Source organism: Sporosarcina cascadiensis (assembly GCF_009650995.1).
GTDB lineage: Bacteria > Bacillota > Bacilli > Bacillales_A > Planococcaceae > Sporosarcina > Sporosarcina cascadiensis.
The window spans coordinates 26,370-46,673 of record NZ_WHVV01000011.1; the positions used below are offsets into that span (position 1 = coordinate 26,370).

At 39.0% G+C, this 20,304-nt stretch carries 21 protein-coding genes and 1 pseudogene; 5 read left to right on the forward strand and 17 right to left on the reverse strand.

Translation table 11 applies throughout. The features are described 5' to 3' along the window. Window positions 1-361: 361 nt before the first annotated feature. The gene (locus GDZ68_RS12435; protein ID WP_153722628.1) at window positions 362-2,011 is read right to left on the reverse strand and encodes an SWIM zinc finger family protein; all 1,650 of its coding nucleotides are present in this window, start codon (window positions 2,009-2,011) and stop codon (window positions 362-364) included. A gap of 426 nt (window positions 2,012-2,437) precedes the next feature. Here GDZ68_RS12435 and GDZ68_RS12440 point away from each other — a divergent pair, with 426 nt between their 5' ends. Next, entirely contained in the window at window positions 2,438-2,746 is a 309-nt protein-coding gene (locus GDZ68_RS12440) for a hypothetical protein (protein WP_153722629.1), read from the forward strand. 214 nt (window positions 2,747-2,960) lie between these two features. Here GDZ68_RS12440 and GDZ68_RS12445 read toward each other — a convergent pair whose 3' ends face one another. Both GDZ68_RS12445 and GDZ68_RS12450 read right to left on the reverse strand, forming a co-directional pair. Then, window positions 2,961-3,254 carry a helix-turn-helix domain-containing protein gene (locus tag GDZ68_RS12445; RefSeq protein WP_153722630.1) on the reverse strand — a complete coding sequence of 98 codons (294 nt, stop codon included), beginning with the start codon at window positions 3,252-3,254 and terminating at the stop codon, window positions 2,961-2,963. A 13-nt stretch (window positions 3,255-3,267) separates the two neighbouring features. After that, the gene (locus tag GDZ68_RS12450; protein WP_153722631.1) at window positions 3,268-3,699 is read right to left on the reverse strand and encodes a hypothetical protein; all 432 of its coding nucleotides are present in this window, start codon (window positions 3,697-3,699) and stop codon (window positions 3,268-3,270) included. Between the two features lie 288 nt (window positions 3,700-3,987). On the opposite strand from GDZ68_RS12450, the gene GDZ68_RS12455 reads away from it, so the two are divergent. Next, the gene (locus tag GDZ68_RS12455) at window positions 3,988-4,206 is read left to right on the forward strand and encodes a hypothetical protein (protein WP_153722632.1); all 219 of its coding nucleotides are present in this window, start codon (window positions 3,988-3,990) and stop codon (window positions 4,204-4,206) included. A gap of 292 nt (window positions 4,207-4,498) precedes the next feature. Here the strand turns inward: GDZ68_RS12455 and GDZ68_RS12460 are convergent, their stop codons facing one another. The 12 genes and pseudogenes from GDZ68_RS12460 to GDZ68_RS12515 form a co-directional block, all read right to left on the reverse strand. After that, window positions 4,499-5,359: an HNH endonuclease gene (locus GDZ68_RS12460; protein ID WP_153722633.1), complete on the reverse strand. Its 861-nt coding sequence runs from the start codon at window positions 5,357-5,359 to the stop codon at window positions 4,499-4,501. 936 nt (window positions 5,360-6,295) lie between these two features. After that, a complete protein-coding gene (locus tag GDZ68_RS12465) occupies window positions 6,296-7,549 on the reverse strand; it encodes a TRAP transporter large permease (RefSeq protein WP_153722634.1) in 1,254 nt (417 codons plus the stop codon). Continuing rightward, on the reverse strand, window positions 7,546-8,067 hold the full coding sequence (locus GDZ68_RS12470) for a TRAP transporter small permease (protein ID WP_153722635.1): 522 nt from the start codon (window positions 8,065-8,067) through the stop codon (window positions 7,546-7,548). Before GDZ68_RS12470 ends, GDZ68_RS12465 begins: the two co-directional genes overlap by 4 nt. Before the next feature lie 63 nt (window positions 8,068-8,130). Beyond that, entirely contained in the window at window positions 8,131-9,147 is a 1,017-nt protein-coding gene (locus tag GDZ68_RS12475) for a TRAP transporter substrate-binding protein (protein ID WP_153722636.1), read from the reverse strand. 94 nt (window positions 9,148-9,241) lie between these two features. Continuing rightward, window positions 9,242-10,387 carry a glycerate kinase gene (locus GDZ68_RS12480; RefSeq protein WP_153722637.1) on the reverse strand — a complete coding sequence of 382 codons (1,146 nt, stop codon included), beginning with the start codon at window positions 10,385-10,387 and terminating at the stop codon, window positions 9,242-9,244. 269 nt (window positions 10,388-10,656) lie between these two features. Then, window positions 10,657-11,481, reverse strand: coding sequence for a sugar phosphate isomerase/epimerase family protein (locus tag GDZ68_RS12485; RefSeq protein WP_153722638.1), 825 nt, complete (start codon window positions 11,479-11,481; stop codon window positions 10,657-10,659). A gap of 79 nt (window positions 11,482-11,560) precedes the next feature. Further along, window positions 11,561-12,724 carry a dihydrodipicolinate synthase family protein gene (locus GDZ68_RS12490; protein WP_153722639.1) on the reverse strand — a complete coding sequence of 388 codons (1,164 nt, stop codon included), beginning with the start codon at window positions 12,722-12,724 and terminating at the stop codon, window positions 11,561-11,563. A 13-nt stretch (window positions 12,725-12,737) separates the two neighbouring features. Next, on the reverse strand, window positions 12,738-13,901 hold the full coding sequence (locus GDZ68_RS12495; protein WP_153722640.1) for a Gfo/Idh/MocA family protein: 1,164 nt from the start codon (window positions 13,899-13,901) through the stop codon (window positions 12,738-12,740). Window positions 13,902-14,025: 124 nt separating this feature from the next. Continuing rightward, window positions 14,026-14,868, reverse strand: coding sequence for an AraC family transcriptional regulator (locus tag GDZ68_RS12500; RefSeq protein WP_228551094.1), 843 nt, complete (start codon window positions 14,866-14,868; stop codon window positions 14,026-14,028). A 387-nt stretch (window positions 14,869-15,255) separates the two neighbouring features. After that, a pseudogene (locus GDZ68_RS12505) lies at window positions 15,256-15,586 on the reverse strand (transposase); the annotation flags it as partial. A gap of 186 nt (window positions 15,587-15,772) precedes the next feature. Next, window positions 15,773-15,949, reverse strand: coding sequence for a hypothetical protein (locus tag GDZ68_RS12510; RefSeq protein ID WP_153722641.1), 177 nt, complete (start codon window positions 15,947-15,949; stop codon window positions 15,773-15,775). Window positions 15,950-16,310: 361 nt separating this feature from the next. Then, window positions 16,311-16,523: a hypothetical protein gene (locus tag GDZ68_RS12515; RefSeq protein ID WP_153722642.1), complete on the reverse strand. Its 213-nt coding sequence runs from the start codon at window positions 16,521-16,523 to the stop codon at window positions 16,311-16,313. Between the two features lie 151 nt (window positions 16,524-16,674). Between GDZ68_RS12515 and GDZ68_RS12520 the strand changes: the two genes are divergently transcribed. From GDZ68_RS12520 to GDZ68_RS12530, 3 genes are all read left to right on the forward strand, one after another. After that, window positions 16,675-17,007 carry a hypothetical protein gene (locus tag GDZ68_RS12520; protein WP_194841151.1) on the forward strand — a complete coding sequence of 111 codons (333 nt, stop codon included), beginning with the start codon at window positions 16,675-16,677 and terminating at the stop codon, window positions 17,005-17,007. 41 nt (window positions 17,008-17,048) lie between these two features. Then, a complete protein-coding gene (locus GDZ68_RS18315) occupies window positions 17,049-17,183 on the forward strand; it encodes a hypothetical protein (RefSeq protein ID WP_255425146.1) in 135 nt (44 codons plus the stop codon). Window positions 17,184-17,252: 69 nt separating this feature from the next. Further along, the gene (locus GDZ68_RS12530) at window positions 17,253-17,453 is read left to right on the forward strand and encodes a hypothetical protein (RefSeq protein ID WP_153722645.1); all 201 of its coding nucleotides are present in this window, start codon (window positions 17,253-17,255) and stop codon (window positions 17,451-17,453) included. Between the two features lie 41 nt (window positions 17,454-17,494). On the opposite strand, the gene GDZ68_RS12535 is transcribed toward GDZ68_RS12530, so the two are convergent. Next, on the reverse strand, window positions 17,495-18,157 hold the full coding sequence (locus GDZ68_RS12535; RefSeq protein WP_153722646.1) for a class I SAM-dependent methyltransferase: 663 nt from the start codon (window positions 18,155-18,157) through the stop codon (window positions 17,495-17,497). A gap of 24 nt (window positions 18,158-18,181) precedes the next feature. Further along, the gene (locus GDZ68_RS12540; protein ID WP_153722647.1) at window positions 18,182-20,215 is read right to left on the reverse strand and encodes a sulfatase-like hydrolase/transferase; all 2,034 of its coding nucleotides are present in this window, start codon (window positions 20,213-20,215) and stop codon (window positions 18,182-18,184) included. Between the last annotated feature and the right edge of the window lie 89 nt (window positions 20,216-20,304).

A 20,304-nucleotide genomic window follows, 5' to 3' on the forward strand; every position in this document is an offset into this window, starting at 1 on the left:
TGTGCGGGGAACCGGCAGCTTTAATCACGCATGAAAATCAACCGTGGTCAAAATTCAGGGTTGGGATGCAATACGCTTACTCAATAATAAGACACCGCTTCAAAAACGATACAGGGCGTTTTGAAGCAGTGTTTTCACATCTAAACCTTCCCCAATTCATCCACAAAAGCAGGTTTTCCTCGATAACTGTTCCGAAGCTCTTCCACAATCTCCTGCTGCAGCTGTTTTTCCACAAGCTTGCCGTAGCGCCAGATTAAAAACGGTGCCTGTGCGCAAAACAAACGTGAAAATTTACTTATTCACGTTTGTTTAAACTTTCATGAATGTTTAAATAAACATGATTGTTTCGTGCACAGGCACTTTACAAAAACTTCCCCAATTCATTCATAAACGCCGGTTTCCTCGCAAATCTGTTTCTCAGCTCATCCACAACTGCCAGCTCCATCTGTTTTCCCGCAAGCTTGCCATAACGCCGAATAATTCCGCACACATGCTGATAACCTTTGCGATTCGATGAACGGTTCGCAATCCCGTGTATGTATTCCTTATAAATCTTCAAAATTTCATACTCATGCAGCCCGATCAAATCCTTTGCATAGGTTTCGACTGCCTCCGGATTCTCCCTCACAAATTCCAACAGTTCAGCCGTGTCATGTTCTTCTTCAATCAGCTGCCTGTACAAACCCTTCGCTCTCCAGTTTCCCTTTGCTTTCAACTCTTGCTTTAATTGTTCGTAAGATTGTTTCGAATCAACAGACAGCATCTTTAATTCCTGATAGAAATCAAAATCACCGTCAAGGAATAATTCCTTCGCCAAAACAGCTTGTTCCTCCCGCAGAGTAAGCCCCTTATAACCGGCATACCGAAACTTCTTCCATTTCGTCACTAGTCCTGCAAATTCCTGATCAGCCTGCTCACCTGCAGCTGCCAGCTGAATAGCGCGGCGGTATTCTTCATTTTCCAGATATTTCTCAATCAACAGTTCCCTAAATAATGAAATATAGTGATACTCCTCTAAAAATTGTACCACCTCATTCGCACTGCCATTCCGTTCAATGATTTCATACAATAGCCTGTGCAATCCTTCATAATAGTAACGCAAAGAACGGTCAGAATCCGTCTCCTCAATTAAAGTCCGAATCTTATCCTGCAGCGCTTCCCTGTACTCTTTGTCATCCGTAAAATGAATGCCGATTCTCAGCAAAGCACCCCGGTACTCCTCCCAATCTTTATACACGGGATGATCGCATTGCAGCAATAGTTTATCAAACAGCATCTGACGCTGCGCCGAACCCGCCTCCAATGCTTCTACCACAATTTTCTCAATCAACTCCGCCACTTCATCAGCCAGCATACCGATATCTCCGTCTGAATCATCCGCGTACTGAAATGCCTTCACCGCTTCATTCAGCAGCAGAAAAGCCAGATCGAGCGCCAGAACTTCATCCGTACACTCCCCCACTTCCACTAGACATTCATCCAGTTCCCTGACAAACCGACTCGTCTCTCCATACTCAATAAATCCTCTGCGCCCTTGATTCTTATGCACAATCAAATGAATCCACTCAGCAAAACGCTGACGTTCCTGCGCAGCATCCACTTTTGAATATTTAATTAAAATACGATTCTTCACATGGTCATCTTGACGGGCGAGGTCCTCAATCAATTCGATCAGCTGATTTTTCGTTAATTGATCCAGTACGTCTGCCAGCGCTTCCTGCTTCTCTTTATTCGGATCAGCGCTGTCGAACAGATCAGCCAGTTCAAAATACACCGCCGCTTCATGTTTACAGACCCGTCCATATGTATACGGGCAATCACAGTACGAAGAAAGTATCTCACCGTCCGCATCCAGCGTGACGATTACTTCATACAAGTCGCTTCCGGAGACACGAAATCGGTATTCACCATCAATGCAATCCGTCTGCTCAGCCAGATCTTCCATATAGTATCCATGCCCTCTATCTAAAATCGTGTCATTGATATGCTGCTCAAAGTTTTCCAGATTCATCAGCTCACCCCTATGCGTAATTAATTCCAACTTACCATAGGTGAATCACTTTTTCATTATGTATTCCTTTAATCAAAGGTGCCTGTGCAAAAAACAAACGTGAAAGTTCGATTTTTCATGTTTGTTTGAACTTTCTTGAATGTTTAAACAAACATGATTGTGACTGACTAATTGTGTGTAGACCTGGTACCTTTCGTAATGATTACCAATATTATTGTGAACTACACATGGAGAAAGCAAGAAAACTTACATCCTCCTTTTACATCAGCCCTAAAGATTAGGAGTAAATAGAGCCGTCAATCGTGATAATTTGTATGGTGACAAGCATTCGAAACTAACACGATTGTTCCATGCATTGGCACTCAACACGAGACTTGTTTTTCCAGACCATTGCTAGTACTATTCTAATTAAGGGAGGTGATTAAATTGGAACAAGAAACAATCCTGAAAGAAATTTTACATGCTATTCAGCTTCACGGTGAACGTACAGATCAGAAGTTAGAAGAAATGGAACAGAAGTTCGATTCTCGTTTCGAACAAATCGATCAGCGATTCGAACAAATTGATCGACGTTTTGAACAAATGGATCAGCGTTTTGATCGATTGGAAATAAAAGTTGACGGTATCCGCTTAGACTTGTCAGACACCCAGAGAACCAGTAACTTCACCCTCAGCAAATTGGCTGCCCACGACGAAAAGCTTCTGAAACTTTCACAAGAAAATGATATACAATGAATTCCTTTCCGCGAATTTTCTCTATGTTAAACACTATCTGCCGCACTCAAAAGCAGCAGCGCGGCAGATGTAAAATAGGTGTTTGCTGCCGTCTACACAACAAGCGAGCGGCCATCCACCTCGATTACGGTCTGTTGATGCAATAAATTCACTTAGATTTCCAAGTAATTTATTGTGCAAGGGTCTGGTGTCCTATTTCCAAAACGTTTTCAATTTATGATTTAATGTATAAGTTTTTATCATCTTCACTCGCTTTACCAATAGTAAAAGACGTGTTTAAGGTTTTTGCTAACTGAGCTAATGTATCTGTTTTCGGACTTGTCAAACCCGCCTCAATTCTTCCGATTGTTGATTTGGGTAATCTGGCTAAATCCGCTAATTCCTGTTGTGAAAGGTTTCTTTTTTTCCTTTCCCTTCTCAACTGTACTGCTATCTGTCCTTCTTTCCTCGTCTTTATAGCATGATCTTCTCCAACCACGTCAGAAAATCTTTTATAAAAGTCATCCATGAATAAAACCTCCTTAGTATAAACTTGGATCTATGGCACAATACTCTTCATAACATTTTTCAGCGGGCACAATGTCAGCAGACTTTATTGCTCCATTATAGTCTTTATTAAAGTAATGAAGCAAAATCACTTGTGAAAAGTTATGAATAGCGTATATAATGCGATGGTTGCCAGTAGCGCCTCCTTGAAAACCCCATCTGTATAAATCCGACCGCCCACTATTCTTCTCAATAATTTTGAACACTTGTTCACCCGGTGGAATTGTGTAATCAGGGTGAGGTTCCTGACTGATAACTTCATGTTGTCTTGCGTAGGTTGTCAAAGCTTTTAACCACGGTCCTGGTTTTCCTACTCTTTTTTCTTGTTCTGCTTCTTTAAGCAATAAATCTTCGAATTTCTGTACATTTCCAACAGAGATAACTTTATATAACGGAAGTTTAGTCATATTGATTTCCTCTTCATTATAGTATTCCCTTTATAGTAGCATGTATGCTATCAATATGTAGTTTTTAATTACAGTTTTTTGCAGGTTAAATTGTGTTTGTACCTTGTATGAGGTTCTGGCGCCTTCGCTTTATTTCTAAGAAATATAGCTGTGCACAAAACAAACACGAAAGTTCACTTATTCACGTTTGCTTGAACTTTTGTGAATGTGTAAGCAAATACGTTTGTTTCACGCACAGGCACGCCAAAATCAAAGATTTCTAAAACGACAGCGGAGATTAATGAAAAGTTGGATAAGCTGAGCGTATTGCTTTGTGCTGAAAAGAAAACAGTTTGCCAACTAATCTTTTTTAATATATTTCAGCAAGTGCCAACAGTCGTTGTTGATACTGCTACTTATCAAATTGTGATCTCTGAAGCGCATCGCAGAGTTTTAGCTGTGATCCGACAGCAGACCGGATTATCTGTTAGTCAGTTGGTGACTTATTGTTTTGAGAAAGATTTATGATTTTGATCAGTGTATTGTGTGAGAATTGTGTGGGGACCAGGTACATTTGTTCCAAATTACTCATTTCATCCCCCACTATTCCTGGGCAATTATGCACCTGTTTCAATACTCTAATTATACACTAAAACACTATAATACTTTCATTGTATTGGAAGATTTGAGATATTTTTAAAGTGTCTTGGCTTTAAGAGAGTGATAGAAATGAATATATAAAAAAGTACTCTGCGCAATTTCTTGGCTCGAGTACTTTATAACTTTTCATCTGATTAGTGTACAGCTATCTATAAAACACTTATCGTGCAACAGTTCCGCCACCCCAAAGATTTCGGCCCCCTGTATGCCCGGTCATTCCATGTTCTTCTTCATTAACAAGCTGCATTCGGCCAGGCTCTTCATGATGATGCCAGTCGTAACCTTCCGGAGTCACGGAAGACTTGAGATTTTCCACCTCATTGGCATCAAACCCCAGATCAACTGCCAGAGAAGGATCGTTTTGAATCGCCTCATATAGTGACATGTTGGCAATACCGATATGAACAGTATCTGAATGATGGAGAGTATCTTCTGGTAACTGCATGTCGAAAGCCGAATCAAATACAGGGAAGACGCCTTCATAGGAGCCGTTTTCGTAATCTACGGTATTCGTCGCAAACGGCACTCCTGTTACTTCATGGCTGCCTCCGTCAAGCGCCATATTACGCGTCTCTAATTCAGCGGCTTCTGCTACATCTGTATCCAACACACCTGCAAAATCAAGCACACCAACGCCAGTTGCCATAACAGCCGTCACTTTTCCCACATTTTTTAAACCATCCACCCACTGTTCGCGGTCTTGACGCATGACTCCTGTTACGGTCTGTCCAATACTCTTACCAGTGAATACTACGCCTCCTACCATGCCTTTCGCAGTACTGGATGCAGCTGATTTCACATCATCCCAGCCTTCTGCAAGCTTGTCCTCGTCCTTTTTCACGGCACCATACGCACCAGTTACCGCGCCATCCGCAAAGTGTGCCGTGTTTTTAATAACAGTTTGAGAGGAATGAACAACTGTATCTCCTACCTCTTTTATGTATTTACCCGTCTCAGGAAACTTTTTACCAACTGCGGTTCCTGTTAAATGAACCTCGGTTTTCACAATGCCTCCGCCCATCGTATTCACTCCTGAAGCAATCTTTCAAAAAACTCTCATCTCACCCACTCCTATATCTCATGTCATAGTTACCATTCAATTCTTATGAACTAGTATAACATTCAAAAGTGATAGTAAGTACCTAATATTTTCACATTGTATCCTTTTCGCCCCCTCCCTTCAATATTACCTTTTATTGCCTGTGCACAAAACTAACATGAAAGTTCACTTATTCACGTTTGTTTGAACTTACGTGAATGTTTAAACAGACACGATTGTTTTGTGCACAGGCACGCAAATTCGTTTTCCCAATTATTCAATGGATATTAGATAAGGAGAATAAAAAAGCAACTGTGCGACGGGACTTCCGTTCGCACAGTCGCTTTTCTTCTTTAAATGGACTTTTTCAGCGGCCTCGCTAAAGCAGGTGGTTGTTTAAGTTTGCTATACCAGTGTGTCAGTTTCTCACCTACGTATTACGGCGGCCATAAAACGGTAAATGAATCAAATAATTGCTCCGTATCTAAATGTTATACCGTCAATAGAGTCAAAGTTTATAATTAAGAAGAAAAGAAATTGAGCTTCTGATTACTTCAAATAGAGAAAAATACTGCCAATCGGGGAATGTCTGCAAATTTGTTAGACAGGGCATATTAGTCAATTGTCTATAAAATAAGAGAGCTTAGACACTAGGAACTGTTTTGGAAATCAGCAGTTGAATTTCCTTCGCGGTTGATTGCTACGGGAACAACCGTTTGTTTTCCCGCTTCTATTAAGACCTCTAAACCGACAGCTGCGATTAGTGAAAAGTTGAATAAGATGAGCACCTTGCTTTGTCTAAAAAAGAGAACAATTTGCCAACTAACCATTTTCATATATTCCAGCTATCGCTTGAAAGAAGAGGCAAGAAGGTGACCACCAAAATATAGTTAATCAACAGGCATGTTAAAATAGTTATCATTTAACCAAAAATAACGATAGCTGTGGCACAAACATAATTACAAATAACGCCATAATCAAGATAATAATAAACGGTAAAACTCCTTTTATTACTTCCATAATTGGCATCTTACTAATTCCCGCAGCTACATATAAATTTAATCCAAATGGTGGCGTTATCATACCGATCGCAAGATTAACTATCATAATAACTCCAAAATGAACAGGGTCAATTCCAAGTTCCATGGTAATTGGTAAAAAGAGTGGTGTAAATATTAATACTGCCGCACTTGCGTCGAGAAACATTCCAGCAATTAGCAAGATGACCGTTACCATTAATAGAAACATTAATTGAGTATCCGCAAATCCAAGTATTACAGAAGCAAGTTTTGCTGGTATTTGCTGATAGGTTAAGTACCAACTAAAAATATTTGCTGAAGCTATAATTAGCATGATCATTGCAGAAGTAACTACAGATTTTATTGTAATTTGAATTAGATTTTTTAAATTTAATTCTTTATATATAAATGCACCAATTAACATACTATACACGATAGCAACGCCTGCAGCTTCTGTCGGTGTAAATATCCCAGTATATATACCACCCAGAATAATAATTGGCAGTACAAGTCCCCAAACTGCCTTTCTAAATGAATGCCACAACTCCACGAAACTCACTGTTTCTTCTGATTTAATACCTGCTCTTTTAGCAACAATATAACTTGCAATCATCAAAACTATTCCAATAAAAATACCTGGAATTATTCCCGCTATAAATAAATCACTAATGGAAACTTCTGCGGCTCCGCCATAGACTAACAGTGTAATACTAGGTGGAATAATGATTCCGAGAGTACCTGCAGCCGACATTAGACCTAAGGTAAATCTTTTTGGATACTGGGCCTCATTTAAGGAAGGAATCATTATACCGCCAATTGCTGCCACAGTTGCTGGACTAGAACCAGATATTGCGGCGAAAATCATCGATGACATAACTCCCGCAATTGGTAAACCACCAGTAATCCTTCCTACTAATCTCTTTGCAAAATCAATTAACCTCTTTGAAATTCCTCCTGCTAGCATTAAATCACCAGCGTAGATAAAGAAAGGAATTGCCATTAATGAAAAGGAATCTACACCAGCGAACAAAGTTCTTGCAAAAACATCAATGGATATTCCATTTTGCACCAATGCATAAAAACCGGATAAACCAATAGACACGGCAATAGGGGCTCCAATTAATAGAAGTACTGCAAGAAAAATAATAATCATTTATCAGCCCCTCCCCCTTCTAGTGGTACGTTCAGTCTATTATCCGTTTTAAGATCTTTAATATCGTCAATTAATATTTGTAAAAACCGATAAAACATCAATGCTCCACCTACTGGCACAGCTAAGTAAGGAACCGCCATAGAAATTCCTAAGGATGGAGTTACGTTACCATAATCCAGTACATTTAATACGACGAGTGTCCCTGACCAAATAAGAATAATGCAAAAGGCGAGACCAGCTAAATTAGCCAAGATAAAAAAGAGCTTTTTTAACTTCGTTGGTAGGATAACTACAATTGCATCCACAGTTGCATGTCCTTTTTCTCTAACGGCGATACTGCTGCCTATAAAAATACACCAAATAATTAAATACCTTGCTGCTTCTTCTGACCAAAATAAGGATTCATTAAATACATATCTCAGCACTACCTGAATAAATATCAGTAATGATGAGCCAAGCATGGTCGAAACTGCTAAGTATTCTTCTATGCGGTTTAAAAACTTGTTTAACTTCCCCATAGTACCCCCCCACGAGATATTAAAGTTAGGGCGAATTTATCGCCCCATATTTTTATATAATGACTACTGTTTCATTGCAGCTTCAAGGAGCTCTTCACTTCCTTCTATTTTTGCAAATACGTCATAAGCTTCTTCCATTGCAACTCTGAATGCTTGTTTTTGTTCTGTTGTTAGCTCCGTAATTTCGATTCCTGATTCTTTTAATGTTTTCATGTATCCTTCCTCATCTGCAATTGAATCCTTCCACTGCCACTCAGTTACTTCTTTAGCCACTTCATCTACATCAGATTTTAAATTATCCGGAAGATCTTGATAAAACTTATCGCTAATTGTTAGAACATAGCCCATATACCCATGCTCACTTAAAGTAATATAATCTTGAACTTCATAAAATCTTTTACTAATTACATTTGATAATGGATTTTCTTGACCGTCTGCTGTCCCCGTTTGTAATGCTGTATAAAGTTCCGCAAAGTCAATGGAAACACCTGAAGCATTTACGGCCTTGAATTGAGTGATGAGCAATGGACTCTGCGATGTTCTAATCTTCAAACCACTCATGTCCTTTGGTGTTTCAATTGGACGCACCGAATTTGTTAAATGTTTAAAACCACCATCCCAAAATCCTAGCACATGTAATCCTTGAGATTTTAACTTTTCCCCCAACATTGAACCTAGTTCACCATTGGTCGCTTCATATGCATGATCCCGATCTTCAAACAAGTATGGTAAATCAAATACCTCATACTCTTTGGAAAAAGACGGAAGAACTCCTGTAAATGGAGCATTCATTTGTATTGCACCTGATTGCATTTGCTCTAGTATCTCCCGATCACTACCTAACTGCGAATCTGGAAAGACTTCTACAGTAATTTGACCGTCTGTTCGCTCTTCAATTAATTCCTTGAACTTTTCTGCAGCCTTTCCTTTTGCTGTAGTAGGATTTACGACGTGGGCAAACTTTATTACATACTTTTCATTCGTTTCTCCACTAACCTTTTGATCTTTATCACTGCAGCCCGCAATAAACAATAAGAGTACTAGACTAATGACCAAATGAGATATTAATTTCCCTTTCAAGATAAATCCCCCTTTTTTTGCATTCGCGTATGATTTTTTATGCCTAGCCGCCTAGCCAATAAAATACCTATAACTTTTCTGTTCATACTAACAGCTACTTTAGTAAGCTAGTTGTTATTCGAAAGGAATCTACTAAATGTATTACCTGTTTCGTTTGTTCATATAATAAGTTTTCTGCTTGATCCATACATTCTCCAAGAGATAATGGTTTGTTAACGATTGAAAAACAACCTGAAAATCTCTGTCTTAATATTTCCAAATTCCCGGCAAGGCTACCTGATATTAAAATAGCGGGTACCTTGTGTTTATCTGCAAGTGACGCAATATAACCAGGTGCCTTACCGTACAAAGTCTGCTCATCACTTTGTCCCTCGCCCGTGATTACTAAGTCTGCCTGCTGAATTGCTTCTTCTAAATTTATTGCATCTGCGATTAACTCTGCACCAGAAACGAGATGTGCACCTATTGCAAGCAGTGCAAAACCAACTCCGCCAGCAGCACCAGCTCCTGGCACATCTTTTAGCTTTTTATCTATTGTCGATTCGATAATATTTCCAAAGTTATATAATGATTGGTCATATTTCTGTACTTGTTCCTTTGAAGCTCCTTTTTGTGGTCCGTAAACTTCACTCGCACCACGTTTTCCACAAAGTGGATTATCCACATCACATGCCACTTTGATTGTAACTTCTGCCAACCTTGGATCCACCCCAGCAAATATAACCTTCCTAATATTCTGTAGACTTATGCCATACGGACCAACCTCGACTCCATCTTCATTCCATGCCTTCATTCCTAAAGCTAGGAACATGCCAAGTCCTCCATCATTCGTTGCACTACCACCAAGTCCTATTACAAATGATGTACAGCCCCTGTCTAAGGCGGCAAGAATAACCTCACCTAAACCAAAAGAAGTTGTAAAATCGGGATTTCTTTCATCGATAGGAACTTGCATTAGTCCAGCAATATTTGCATACTCAATAATTGCAGTTTTTGAATTAACGATTGCGTAGTTTGTGTTTATTCTCTCTCCTAAAGGACCTGTACATTCCAATGAAATCATTTCGCCTTTAGTCGATGCCATCAATGCATCAATCGTACCCTCCCCTCCATCCGCCATAGGATTCATAGTAACGGTATGTTTTACATTAACATCCAATATGGCTTTTTTCATTATTTCAGATGCTTGTATAGAGTCTAAACTTCCTTTAAATGAGTCTGGTGCAATCACGATATTCATATATTGCTCCTTTTTTACGTATTGCATTAATTAAACAAAGGGTTGGTAGCGCTTACAAATAATAAAAAGCTGAGTGCGAAAGTAATCAGTTAGTTGACAAACTGACAGCGTCTCAGCTTAGCTTAGCACGAGAGGCTTCCCCCTATACCCAAAGCGAAGGAAGGAATTCACTTTATCAATTGATAAACTACCTATTCGTATGTACGCTAAGGAAATATGAATAAGCAGAAAAGAGAATAGAAAGTACTATTCTCTTGCATACACAACCATTATACATATTCTACATAACGATTCTTTATTAAAGAAAGTACATCATCTCCGGGCTGATCCCAAAGTGCTTGATTCATTATTTCCACTTCAATCGGCCCATAATACCCTGCCTGTTCAACTGCTTGTCTGATGCGGCGGATTTCAATTACTCCGTCTCCCATCATATGACGGGCTTTAAACGTATCTGTAATTGGTACAGCCCAGTCCGAAACATGAAATCCTAAAATGCGGCCTTTTGCACGGGATATTTGATTATATAAATCTGGATCCCACCATACATGAAATACATCTACGACAACACCAACCTGATCCGCATTGTATTTTTCAGCCATTGTATTCGCTTGATCTAGTGTCACGACAACGGAACGGTCGGCAGCATACATTGGATGAAGCGGTTCGATGCCTAATTTAATACCGTAGGATTGCGCAAATGGAACCAGCTGTTCAATTCCTTCTTCCACCCATTTACGGGACGTGTCAATGTCGCGATCAGGCGCTGGTCCACAAACCAATACCAAGACGTCTGTTCCTAATTCAGCTGCTTCCTCTACAGCTCGGCGATTATCGTCTAAATTCTTTTGTCGCAATTCCGCTGTAGCAGCAGGGAACATACCGCCACGGCATAAACTAGAAAGCTTCACTCCTGAATCTGTGATGATTTTTTTACTTTCAGCAAGACCGATTTCTTCAATTTTATGACGCCATAATGATATCCACGGTATTTCTGCCTTCACACAACCAGCAACAGCTTCTTTTAAACTCCAATTTTCTGTAGTTATCTGATTTAAGCTAAGATTTTTTAGCAATGGACTAGCTTCAGTCATTTTTTAACCCCCATCATTTACTTCATCTGTAAACAGACATCCATGTGGAAGAAACTTCCACATGGAATCCATTTAATACTCAATAAATCCCTGCTTGTGCTAAGACAGTTTTCATTCGGTCTACGGCAAGATCTGGATTGACTAACAGCCCTGCCTCATCAGCCATGACAAATAGTTCTGATAAGTGGATGATCGAGCGATGCCCTTCTGCTCCACCAACCATGCGAAAATGAGATTGATGACCATTTAAATAAGCCATAAATACAACACCTGTTTTATAGGCATACGTTGGCGCTTCGAAAATATGGCGAGCCAGCGGCACCGTTTTGTCGAGGATAGAATGATAGCTTTCAAGGTCATTCGCATCTAATGCATGCATAGCTGCAGCTGCGGCAGGTGCTATTGCATCAAATATTCCAAGTAGTGCATGACTATGCCCCTGATCATCCCCCTTTATCAGTTCGGGATAGTTGAAGTCATCACCAGTATACATTTTAACGCTTTCAGGTAGCAGGCGTCTCATTTCGATTTCCCGCCGATCATCAAGCAATGAAATTTTTATGCCATCAATTTTAGATTCGTTTTCTTTGATGACACGTAAGCAAACTTCCATTGCCTTATCGATATCTTCATGCCCCCAGTAGCCTTTTAACGCCGGATCAAACATATCACCAAGCCAGTGTAAAATAACGGGACGGGAAACTTTGTTTAAAATATTCCCGTAAACCATTTCATAATCCTCTGATTTTTTAGCACATGCTGCTAATGCGCGGCTTGCCATTAAAATAATTTTCCCGCCCTCATTCTCAACAAATGCACATTGCTCTTCATAAGCAGCTTCTACTTCTTCTAGCGACAGTGCTGCGCTTGGTAGTAAATGATCGGTACCCGCACCACAGGCAATCAGCCCATTGACAGACTTAGCCTCTTTAATGGAGCGACTAATTAACTCCTGCGCATGATTCCAGTTCAATCCCATGCCACGCTGAGCTGTATCCATTGCTTCTGCTACTCCCAATCCATGTGCCCATAAATGATGACGATACTGCATGGTCGCATCCCAATCTATTTGACTATTATTAATCGGATCTGTAGCCGCAAATGGATTAGCAACCACATGTGCCGCTGAATACACAATCCTTTTTTTGAATTTCCCCCCTTGAGTTCCGAAGGAAACAGCTTCTTGTGGCGTGTAAATATATAGCTCTCCGCCTTTTTTCGGCAGTTTTAAAGATTTAACCAACTCGAATCCCCCCTTACACCTTCAATGCGACCTTTAACTCGGGTACATCCACCCAGCGTTTTTCTTTCCAGGATTGTAGTGCCAGCTCAGACAGTTGTGTTCCTTTTGCCCCCTCAAGTAAATCTAAATCATAAGGTTCATCAGCTACTACATGTTTTAAGAACATTTCCCATTGCACTTTAAACGCATTATCAAAGTATTCATTTTCAGGTACTTCCTGCCATTGTGATTCAAAATCAAATGGATTAGCAATATCAGGGTTCCACGTTGCTCTAGGAGTGTTTGCACGATGTTGTACCTTGCAATCTCGTAAGCCAGCAACTGCACTTCCTTCTGTACCATCCACTGTAATCGTTAAAAGATCATCACGATTTACGCGGACAGCCCATGAAGAGTTCGCTTGAACAATAATTCCATTCTCCAGTTCAAATGTACCGTACGCAGCATCATCTGCTGTAGCTTGATATGTTTCACCGTTTTCATCTACTCGTTCTTTAATATGAGTCGCCCCTATGCAAGACACAGATTTAATCTGCCCAAATAAATGATGGATAACATAACGCCAATGTGCGAACATATCTACAATAATTCCGCCGCCATCTTCTTTACGGTAGTTCCACGATGGACGTTGACCTTCCTGCAAATCCCCTTCAAATACCCAATATCCAAATTCCATTCGGACACTTAATATTTCCCCAAAGAAGCCTGAATCAATTAGTTGCTGTAATTTTAAAAGACCTGGTAAGTATAATTTATCCTGTACAACTCCATTTTTCACTCCAGCTGCTTTCGCAAGGCTAGCTAGTTCTAGCGACTCTTCTAAACTTGTTGCAGTTGGTTTTTCACAATAGATATGTTTTCCTGCTTCTATTGCCTGACGAATTCCTTCGGCTCTCCTGACAGTTGTTTGAGAGTCAAAGTAAATTTGGTTATAGTCATCTGCCAATACTTCCTCCAGATTCGTGCTCCAGCGTGATAAATTATGTGTTTTCACTAACTCTTGTAATCGATCCGCGCGTCTACCAACCAGTATCGGGTCTGGCATAATAATATCCCCATTTGAAAGCTTAATTCCACCCTGCTCGCGCATCGCAACAATAGAGCGGATTAAGTGTTGATTTGTTCCCATACGTCCTGTTACACCGTTCATAATAATACCAACGTTTTGTATAGCCATAACTATTACCTCCTGAGTTGTTTTGTATTTCTTAACCTAATAGTAACCCGCTTGTACTCAGGAGTCTTAGTAATGGTGGATTATTATTCCCAATTTCAGAAACTATTTTAATTTTCAATTTTATCTAGTTATGAATTACATCCACTTCACTGTTAGAAATTTGAAAGGCAATTCGAAAGTTATTTGGCGAGAAGTTTGTAAAACTTTTAAATAACCTATAAAAGGTAGATAGTGATTCAAATCCAATTTCAAAGCAGATAGAGGCAATATCATTATTTGTTTCAATCAATAATTTTTTAGCAACTTCCACCCTAACCATGCTTAAATATTGCATTGGTGTAATCTCATACTCTTCTTTAAAAATAGAATTCATATGCCGCGCACTTAACCCAATCCTTGTAGCAATATTACTAGGGTTGATTACTTCATAATAATGGGTATCTATATATTTACGTAATCGTTCTGCTCGTAGGACATTCGCATCTTTTATTTTCGATTCTTTCTTTGACCTTAGTAGAATGAGCAATAATTCAGAGAGAAATATTTTCATGGCTAACCAGTTAATCGGTTGGCTTTGCGATTGCTCATAAAGCATTTTCCTAAGTAGTTGTTTTATTTCTCCAGCTTCAATCAGATTTAATTGAATCAGTTTAGTTTCATTAAAGTTAAATTCATCTATTATCTTTTGAAACTCTGAGTCAAGCTTGTCTAAATCAAATTCAAGAATGAGTACTGTTAGCTTGGACTTTGCCAAAATCGAATGGTCGGAATAAGGAGTTATAAACGCCAAATTATCCTGGGTAAACTCCTGATTTTCATCTCCAAATTTAATTTCACCTTTATTTTCTAACACGTACAGAATCTGATAAACTTGATGATGATGACTTAACACCAGATTTTTTTCTGTATGTTTATTTTCTCTTAAATGAATTCCATGTAACATTAAGTTACTGTCCAATTTATTCAAAGCCTAATCCTCCCTCTATAAATGTTGATGTACCAAAGATTTGATCTGTTGTCAGGGTCCCAAAAAAATACTTTCGACATGCTGATAAATAATGATAATATAGTATTTGAATATTCAGATATTACTAAGTGCGCTACGAGGTCATCGCCGGATAATACTGGTTTCGATGATGCTACAATATACGTTGTACTATAGATCTCCGCATAGCTTATGATGACGTATCCTCCCATGTCTCTTGGCGTCGAGGCGCCCACATTCCTTCGTTCGATCTAGTCATAAGGCGGAGGCTGGCGAAGCTCCTTTGGCGACTCATAGGCCGAATGGAAAATATAATGTCGGCTTCTCCGTGTCTTCCGATTTTCTAGTCATTCACTAAGAATGTAACGCTTAGGCAGCTCTTACGGACGTGGGAATATCCCCCATTATTTGCTCGAAGTCAAAAGCGTGCTTTGTACAGAGTGTGTGTAGTACCTTGAGTAGTTGTCCTCAGAGAACCACGATGGAATGTTTTTTGCGCAATGGATTCTACTTGTCTCGTCGTATAATACTCGTGCAGTTGTTGAAAAACCTTGTTGTGCCGGATCATCGGTATTATGACACGGAAGAGCAATGCACGCAGCTGGCTTCTTCCTCTTTTAGAAATCCGCTTCTGTCCTTTGTGCTGTCCCGAAGAATTTTCCCTACGTGTCAATCCCGCGAGTTTCAATAATTGGCGTGGGTGATCATTAGTGTCGGGTACCAGGTCCCGATATAGTTCTGAATTGTTCTTAAGTGTATGAGGACCTGGTATCCTAGGTTAATTTTGTGAGAATAGAAAAACAGTTTGCCGCTTATAATGATGTAATCTCTGAAGCTCATCGCGAAGTTTCAGCAGAAATCCGGCAGCAAACTGGATTATCTATTGTTAGGCAGCTGGTGACTTATTGTTTTGAAGAGATAAAATGATTTTAATCAGCAAACTTTGCTTGAATTGTGTGGAGACCTGGTACCTTTCACGAAAGAACGTTCCATTTTTAATCTTTCTCTCGACACTCTGACGAATTTGGACATGTAACGGTACGGGGTCATTCGGGTTAATCATGGCATGAACCTCCTTGGTCTTAACAAGCACGAATACCTGACATCTCCCTTTATCATAACGTTTCCAGTAAATTGTGTCTATTCTTGGTTAAACGGACTTGATAGTTTAGCACACAGGCACACCAAAAACAGTCACTTCAACAATTCCAATATCCCTTGCGGATTAAATTCGCTTACACCAACACCAACTGATTGGCTTGCATCCAGATATCGCTTTTCACTTTCCCCATCATTTCTATAGCGATATCTGTATCACTGGTCTTAAATTCACTCCGAATCAGGAACGATTCAACTCCGTCACCTAACACTGTTTGAAATAGGGACAGGCATTCTGCTTCAGCTCGATCGCTGCTATTGCTCCATCAATCCAAATACCCCTCCAAAGACCGAATCGCCGCCTGATGCTCTTCCACACCCTCTTCACGTGACAGCCGATGCCCCGCCGCATACTCCGCAATTCTTTTCATCTTATGCAGCCTCATCTCAATCTCGGCAAGTATGCGGTCCTGCTGCTTTATGTGCTCTAGCTGCTGTTTCAAGAATTCCAGTTCATTTTCACGCTGTTCTTCGTGCATGGCTGCCGCCTCCTCTTCTGATAATCTTATCTTTTATATCGGCAGATAAAACCAATTATCTACCAGACTGACTGCCGGATGGAATAGTAGGAATCATTCAGATATTATAAGATAATAGGAATAGACGTTCTATCAAAGGGAGCGAGTAATAGTGGAAGAAAACAAAGCATACTATTCCCGTATTTGCGGGAAGCTTCTCGGGGATGGCTGTATCACCAAACAGGCAAATCGAAAACCGAGGTTTCAGTTTATTCATCGGATTGAGGATCTTGGCTGGTCGGCGTATTGCTATGAGCAACTGAAGGACTTTGTGCCGTTGTCTCCGCCAGCCTATAAGAAATGCATCGACGCGCGGTTAGCAAAAGGATTTTCAGAATGTTATGTAGTTCAATCCAGGACTCATGAACGGATTACGGACCTTTACCCGATATGGTATCCTGACGGCAAAGAAAGAGTGCTATTTCATTTCCTGAATGATATCTAACCGAAGAAGCGCTGTCCTGGTGGTACCAGGATGACGGCCATTTGAAAATAGTAAACGGGAAAATGACAAAAATCATCTTATCGACGGAAAGTTTTTCTGCAGAGGAAAGCCGGCAGATGATTGCTCTGCTCTTTCATAAATGCAGACTGCAATTCACAACCGATGGCCAAAACTGATTGATTTTATATGATCAATTTCAGATTATATACTTTCTGCAACTCACCTCACTCTGGATGCAAGACGCAATGGACAGAAATGCAGCAGTTGAATTGCCTCTGCGGCCGATTGCCAAGAGAACAACGGTGTATTTGCCTGCTTCCATTAAGATATCTAAACCGACAGCGGAGATTAACGAAAAGTTGGATAAGCTGGGCACCCACCAACAGATTAAAATTGTTGGCAGGCTTATTAACTTTGTAAAGATTAATAATTTGGTTAGTGTCTAATCGAGTATATATTACATAATTTGATTACAGTATAGTCGGTTTTAAAGCTTTGTAGCAAATACACGTGCTAAAAAAGGGTCTTCCCCTTTGTAAATAGACAATCCGGTACCCTTACAAAAACTATTTATTTCAAAACCCTTAGATTCTAAGTCTGGTATGAGTTGATCGGTGTCTACAAAACGTCTATAGTGATTATCATATATTTTATTGAGCTGTTCGTCTTCTTTTGTACGGAATTCAGCTGCAAATTTAGTTCCTTGTGGAAAGACATCAGAAATAGTTTCCAGTAAAGTTTTTTCTGTTTTATCATCTATCGCATGTAGTAAGAAACGAAGATATAGAACTAAATGTTTTTGTTTCTCTATACCCTGGTTTTTTAATTCCTCAAATAAATTCCTCAAATCACTTGATTTGCACAAATCTAGAGCAATGAAAGAAACTTTACTTGATAAAAGTAACTCCTCAGCTTTAGATTTATTTAAACCTATTGCTTCTTCAGATCCATCTATACCAATCGCGTCTACACCGCTAGAAGCGAATGCAAAAGTATCTCTACCCGACCCACATCCAATATCTACAACAAATGATTCTGAAGTTAAAGTTTCTTGTACTTTAGAACAAAATGACGATTTGGGTAAGTTCACATTTTGTTTATAAAAAGCATTCCAATATTTCTTTGTGCCTGCGGTTCCTTGTTCCTTCATAATTATTCTCCTATAGTAGATAATTTATTTTAGAAAATTCCTTACTTTGTTAAATACAATATTTTCGAAATCTACTGTCTGTTTTTCACAATTCTCCAATAGTTCTATGCCAGTAATATTATCAACTATTTTAGTAGTATAATTTGCTAAAGGGATAGTTAAATCCTTATCAACCTTTCCTTCTGATTCAAGAAAGAAACTACTTTGTTTTTTCATTACCTTTGCTTTATAGGTCTGACCTGGATGGATAATTTGTGTCACTACCGATTCTCGAGCCTCTGTACCACCTAAGACTTTAGGCAATTTACCATTTATTTGAGACGGTACCGACAACTCAGAACTTTTTAATATTGCAGGTAATATATCAACGGACTCAATCAACTCTTTCGAAGTTTCCGCCGGAATATTTTTCCCTCGAATCATAAAAGGTATTTTTAATCTTAAATCACTTAGTAGATTAAAGTCATTTTCTAGAAAAGACTGACCATGATCCGAATGAAGAGTTATTGAGAAATCTTCATTCGGATAAGTTTTTATCACAAAATCATACAAAGTGGATAACAGTTGGTCTATCCTGCTAATTTCTTGCAAATATTTTTCAATTTTATTCTCATCGTATGTAGTCTGAACTGAAGTGTTTCCTTTTTTATTTTTATTTACTCTAAACTTGATATCTGTTCCTATTTGACTATATAAGTGATTCTCGATTTCATCGGGAGCATTGTGCAAATCCATTAAAGAGATGGTCATAAAATTATTCTGACCCCAAAATGTCATTAAATGTTCCAAAGCTTCTCCGATGACATCCTTAGCATCCATACCACCCAAGAAATTTTGATAAATCATTCGATCGAAGCCTCTGTAATAACCTAAGGATGGTGTGGTTCTCCAGTTAGTAGAGATATTAGTGCAATAATATCCTGCTTCTTTAAAGTATTCTGCCAACAATTGATTCTCAGATGAAAATTCATAAAAATATTCCGGATGAAGCATTTTATGCTCCGTTGAATACATCCCTGTATTGATACTCGACTTACTCGGCAACGTCCACTCGCTTGTTGTATAGCAATTCTCAGCTATAAAACCCTTTTTGAAAAACTGATATGTATTAGGCATAATTTCTTTTAAACCCTTGTCTTGCAACAATTGATACGACAAGCCATCAACAAATATCTTCATAACCAATTTAACTGGTTTCTTTACTGGTTCCAACTCTATAGGATGTCCCACAAAAATTGGAGAGTCTGAAGATATTTCAATAATACCTGGTTCGGTAATTCGAATATAATGATATTGATTAATTGGGAGATGTTCTTTTGTGAATTTGAACTTTTCTCCATTCACTTTGATTTGGATAGTCGCATTCGTTTCCATCTTTGAAATCGGAAATACTACCGCCCCAGTCGTTGTCCACACTTTTTTATTGGATAAGATACTACCTTTAACTAATTCGCTTTTAAATAACATTCTGGATTGTAGATCAATATTTGCATACTTCAATTCATTATACATATTAATCATATACTCATCAGTAGTACCTACTTGTTGTGGTTTTCTAATCATGCTTACTCCATTAACATCAATTGGAAAAACACGAGCGTCCAACTGGGTTAGTAAATTTTCATACTCTTTAAGTTTCTCTCGTAGTGAAGCTGAAGTAAATCCTGCCTTTATTGCAGCCTGACTAACTTCTTGAATCCCATCTAATGCCAATTGTTTATCTTCTTCGTTCACATGGTATTTCACGGCATTAAAATAACACTCTAAAGAATCTTCATAACGTTCCAAAGTAGCCATCATAAAAGCTTTATTATAGTATAGTGAGAAGCTAAACGGATGCTTTTTAATACCATCAGTTAGGATATCAATTGCTTTAACTTGTTCTCCTTGTTGGAAAGCTAGAATTGATCTAAAAGCATATGCAGAGCTATTATCTAATTCAGTACTATATTCATCAATATATGTCTGCGCCTCAGCTAAATTATTATCGCTGATAGACATCTCAATTTGGTTTGATAGCTTTTTATAATACTCAAGTTTTTTTTTCAGTGACTGCATGCAGTCTCATCTCCAATTTAAGTGATTTAGTTTTTCTTATTCTATTATCGGCTTAGATTTGTGAGAATCAAGAAAAAGCCTAGTTTATT

Excerpts from the sequence above, each read along its gene's own strand:
- GDZ68_RS12465 (WP_153722634.1), bottom strand. The coding sequence starts at position 7,549 with ATGATTATTATTTTTCTTGCAGTACTTCTATTAATTGGAGCCCCTATT.
- GDZ68_RS12530 (WP_153722645.1), top strand. The coding sequence starts at position 17,253 with ATGGACAGAAATGCAGCAGTTGAATTGCCTCTGCGGCCGATTGCCAAG.
- GDZ68_RS12450 (WP_153722631.1), bottom strand. The coding sequence starts at position 3,699 with ATGACTAAACTTCCGTTATATAAAGTTATCTCTGTTGGAAATGTACAG.
- GDZ68_RS12460 (WP_153722633.1), bottom strand. The coding sequence starts at position 5,359 with ATGGGCGGAGGCATTGTGAAAACCGAGGTTCATTTAACAGGAACCGCA.
- GDZ68_RS12515 (WP_153722642.1), bottom strand. The coding sequence starts at position 16,523 with ATGCACGAAGAACAGCGTGAAAATGAACTGGAATTCTTGAAACAGCAG.
- GDZ68_RS12535 (WP_153722646.1), bottom strand. The coding sequence starts at position 18,157 with ATGAAGGAACAAGGAACCGCAGGCACAAAGAAATATTGGAATGCTTTT.
- GDZ68_RS12495 (WP_153722640.1), bottom strand. The coding sequence starts at position 13,901 with ATGGCTATACAAAACGTTGGTATTATTATGAACGGTGTAACAGGACGT.
- GDZ68_RS12510 (WP_153722641.1), bottom strand. The coding sequence starts at position 15,949 with ATGATTAACCCGAATGACCCCGTACCGTTACATGTCCAAATTCGTCAG.
- GDZ68_RS12470 (WP_153722635.1), bottom strand. The coding sequence starts at position 8,067 with ATGGGGAAGTTAAACAAGTTTTTAAACCGCATAGAAGAATACTTAGCA.
- GDZ68_RS12540 (WP_153722647.1), bottom strand. The coding sequence starts at position 20,215 with ATGCAGTCACTGAAAAAAAAACTTGAGTATTATAAAAAGCTATCAAAC.
- GDZ68_RS12480 (WP_153722637.1), bottom strand. The coding sequence starts at position 10,387 with ATGAATATCGTGATTGCACCAGACTCATTTAAAGGAAGTTTAGACTCT.
- GDZ68_RS12435 (WP_153722628.1), bottom strand. The coding sequence starts at position 2,011 with ATGAATCTGGAAAACTTTGAGCAGCATATCAATGACACGATTTTAGAT.
- GDZ68_RS12485 (WP_153722638.1), bottom strand. The coding sequence starts at position 11,481 with ATGACTGAAGCTAGTCCATTGCTAAAAAATCTTAGCTTAAATCAGATA.
- GDZ68_RS12445 (WP_153722630.1), bottom strand. The coding sequence starts at position 3,254 with ATGGATGACTTTTATAAAAGATTTTCTGACGTGGTTGGAGAAGATCAT.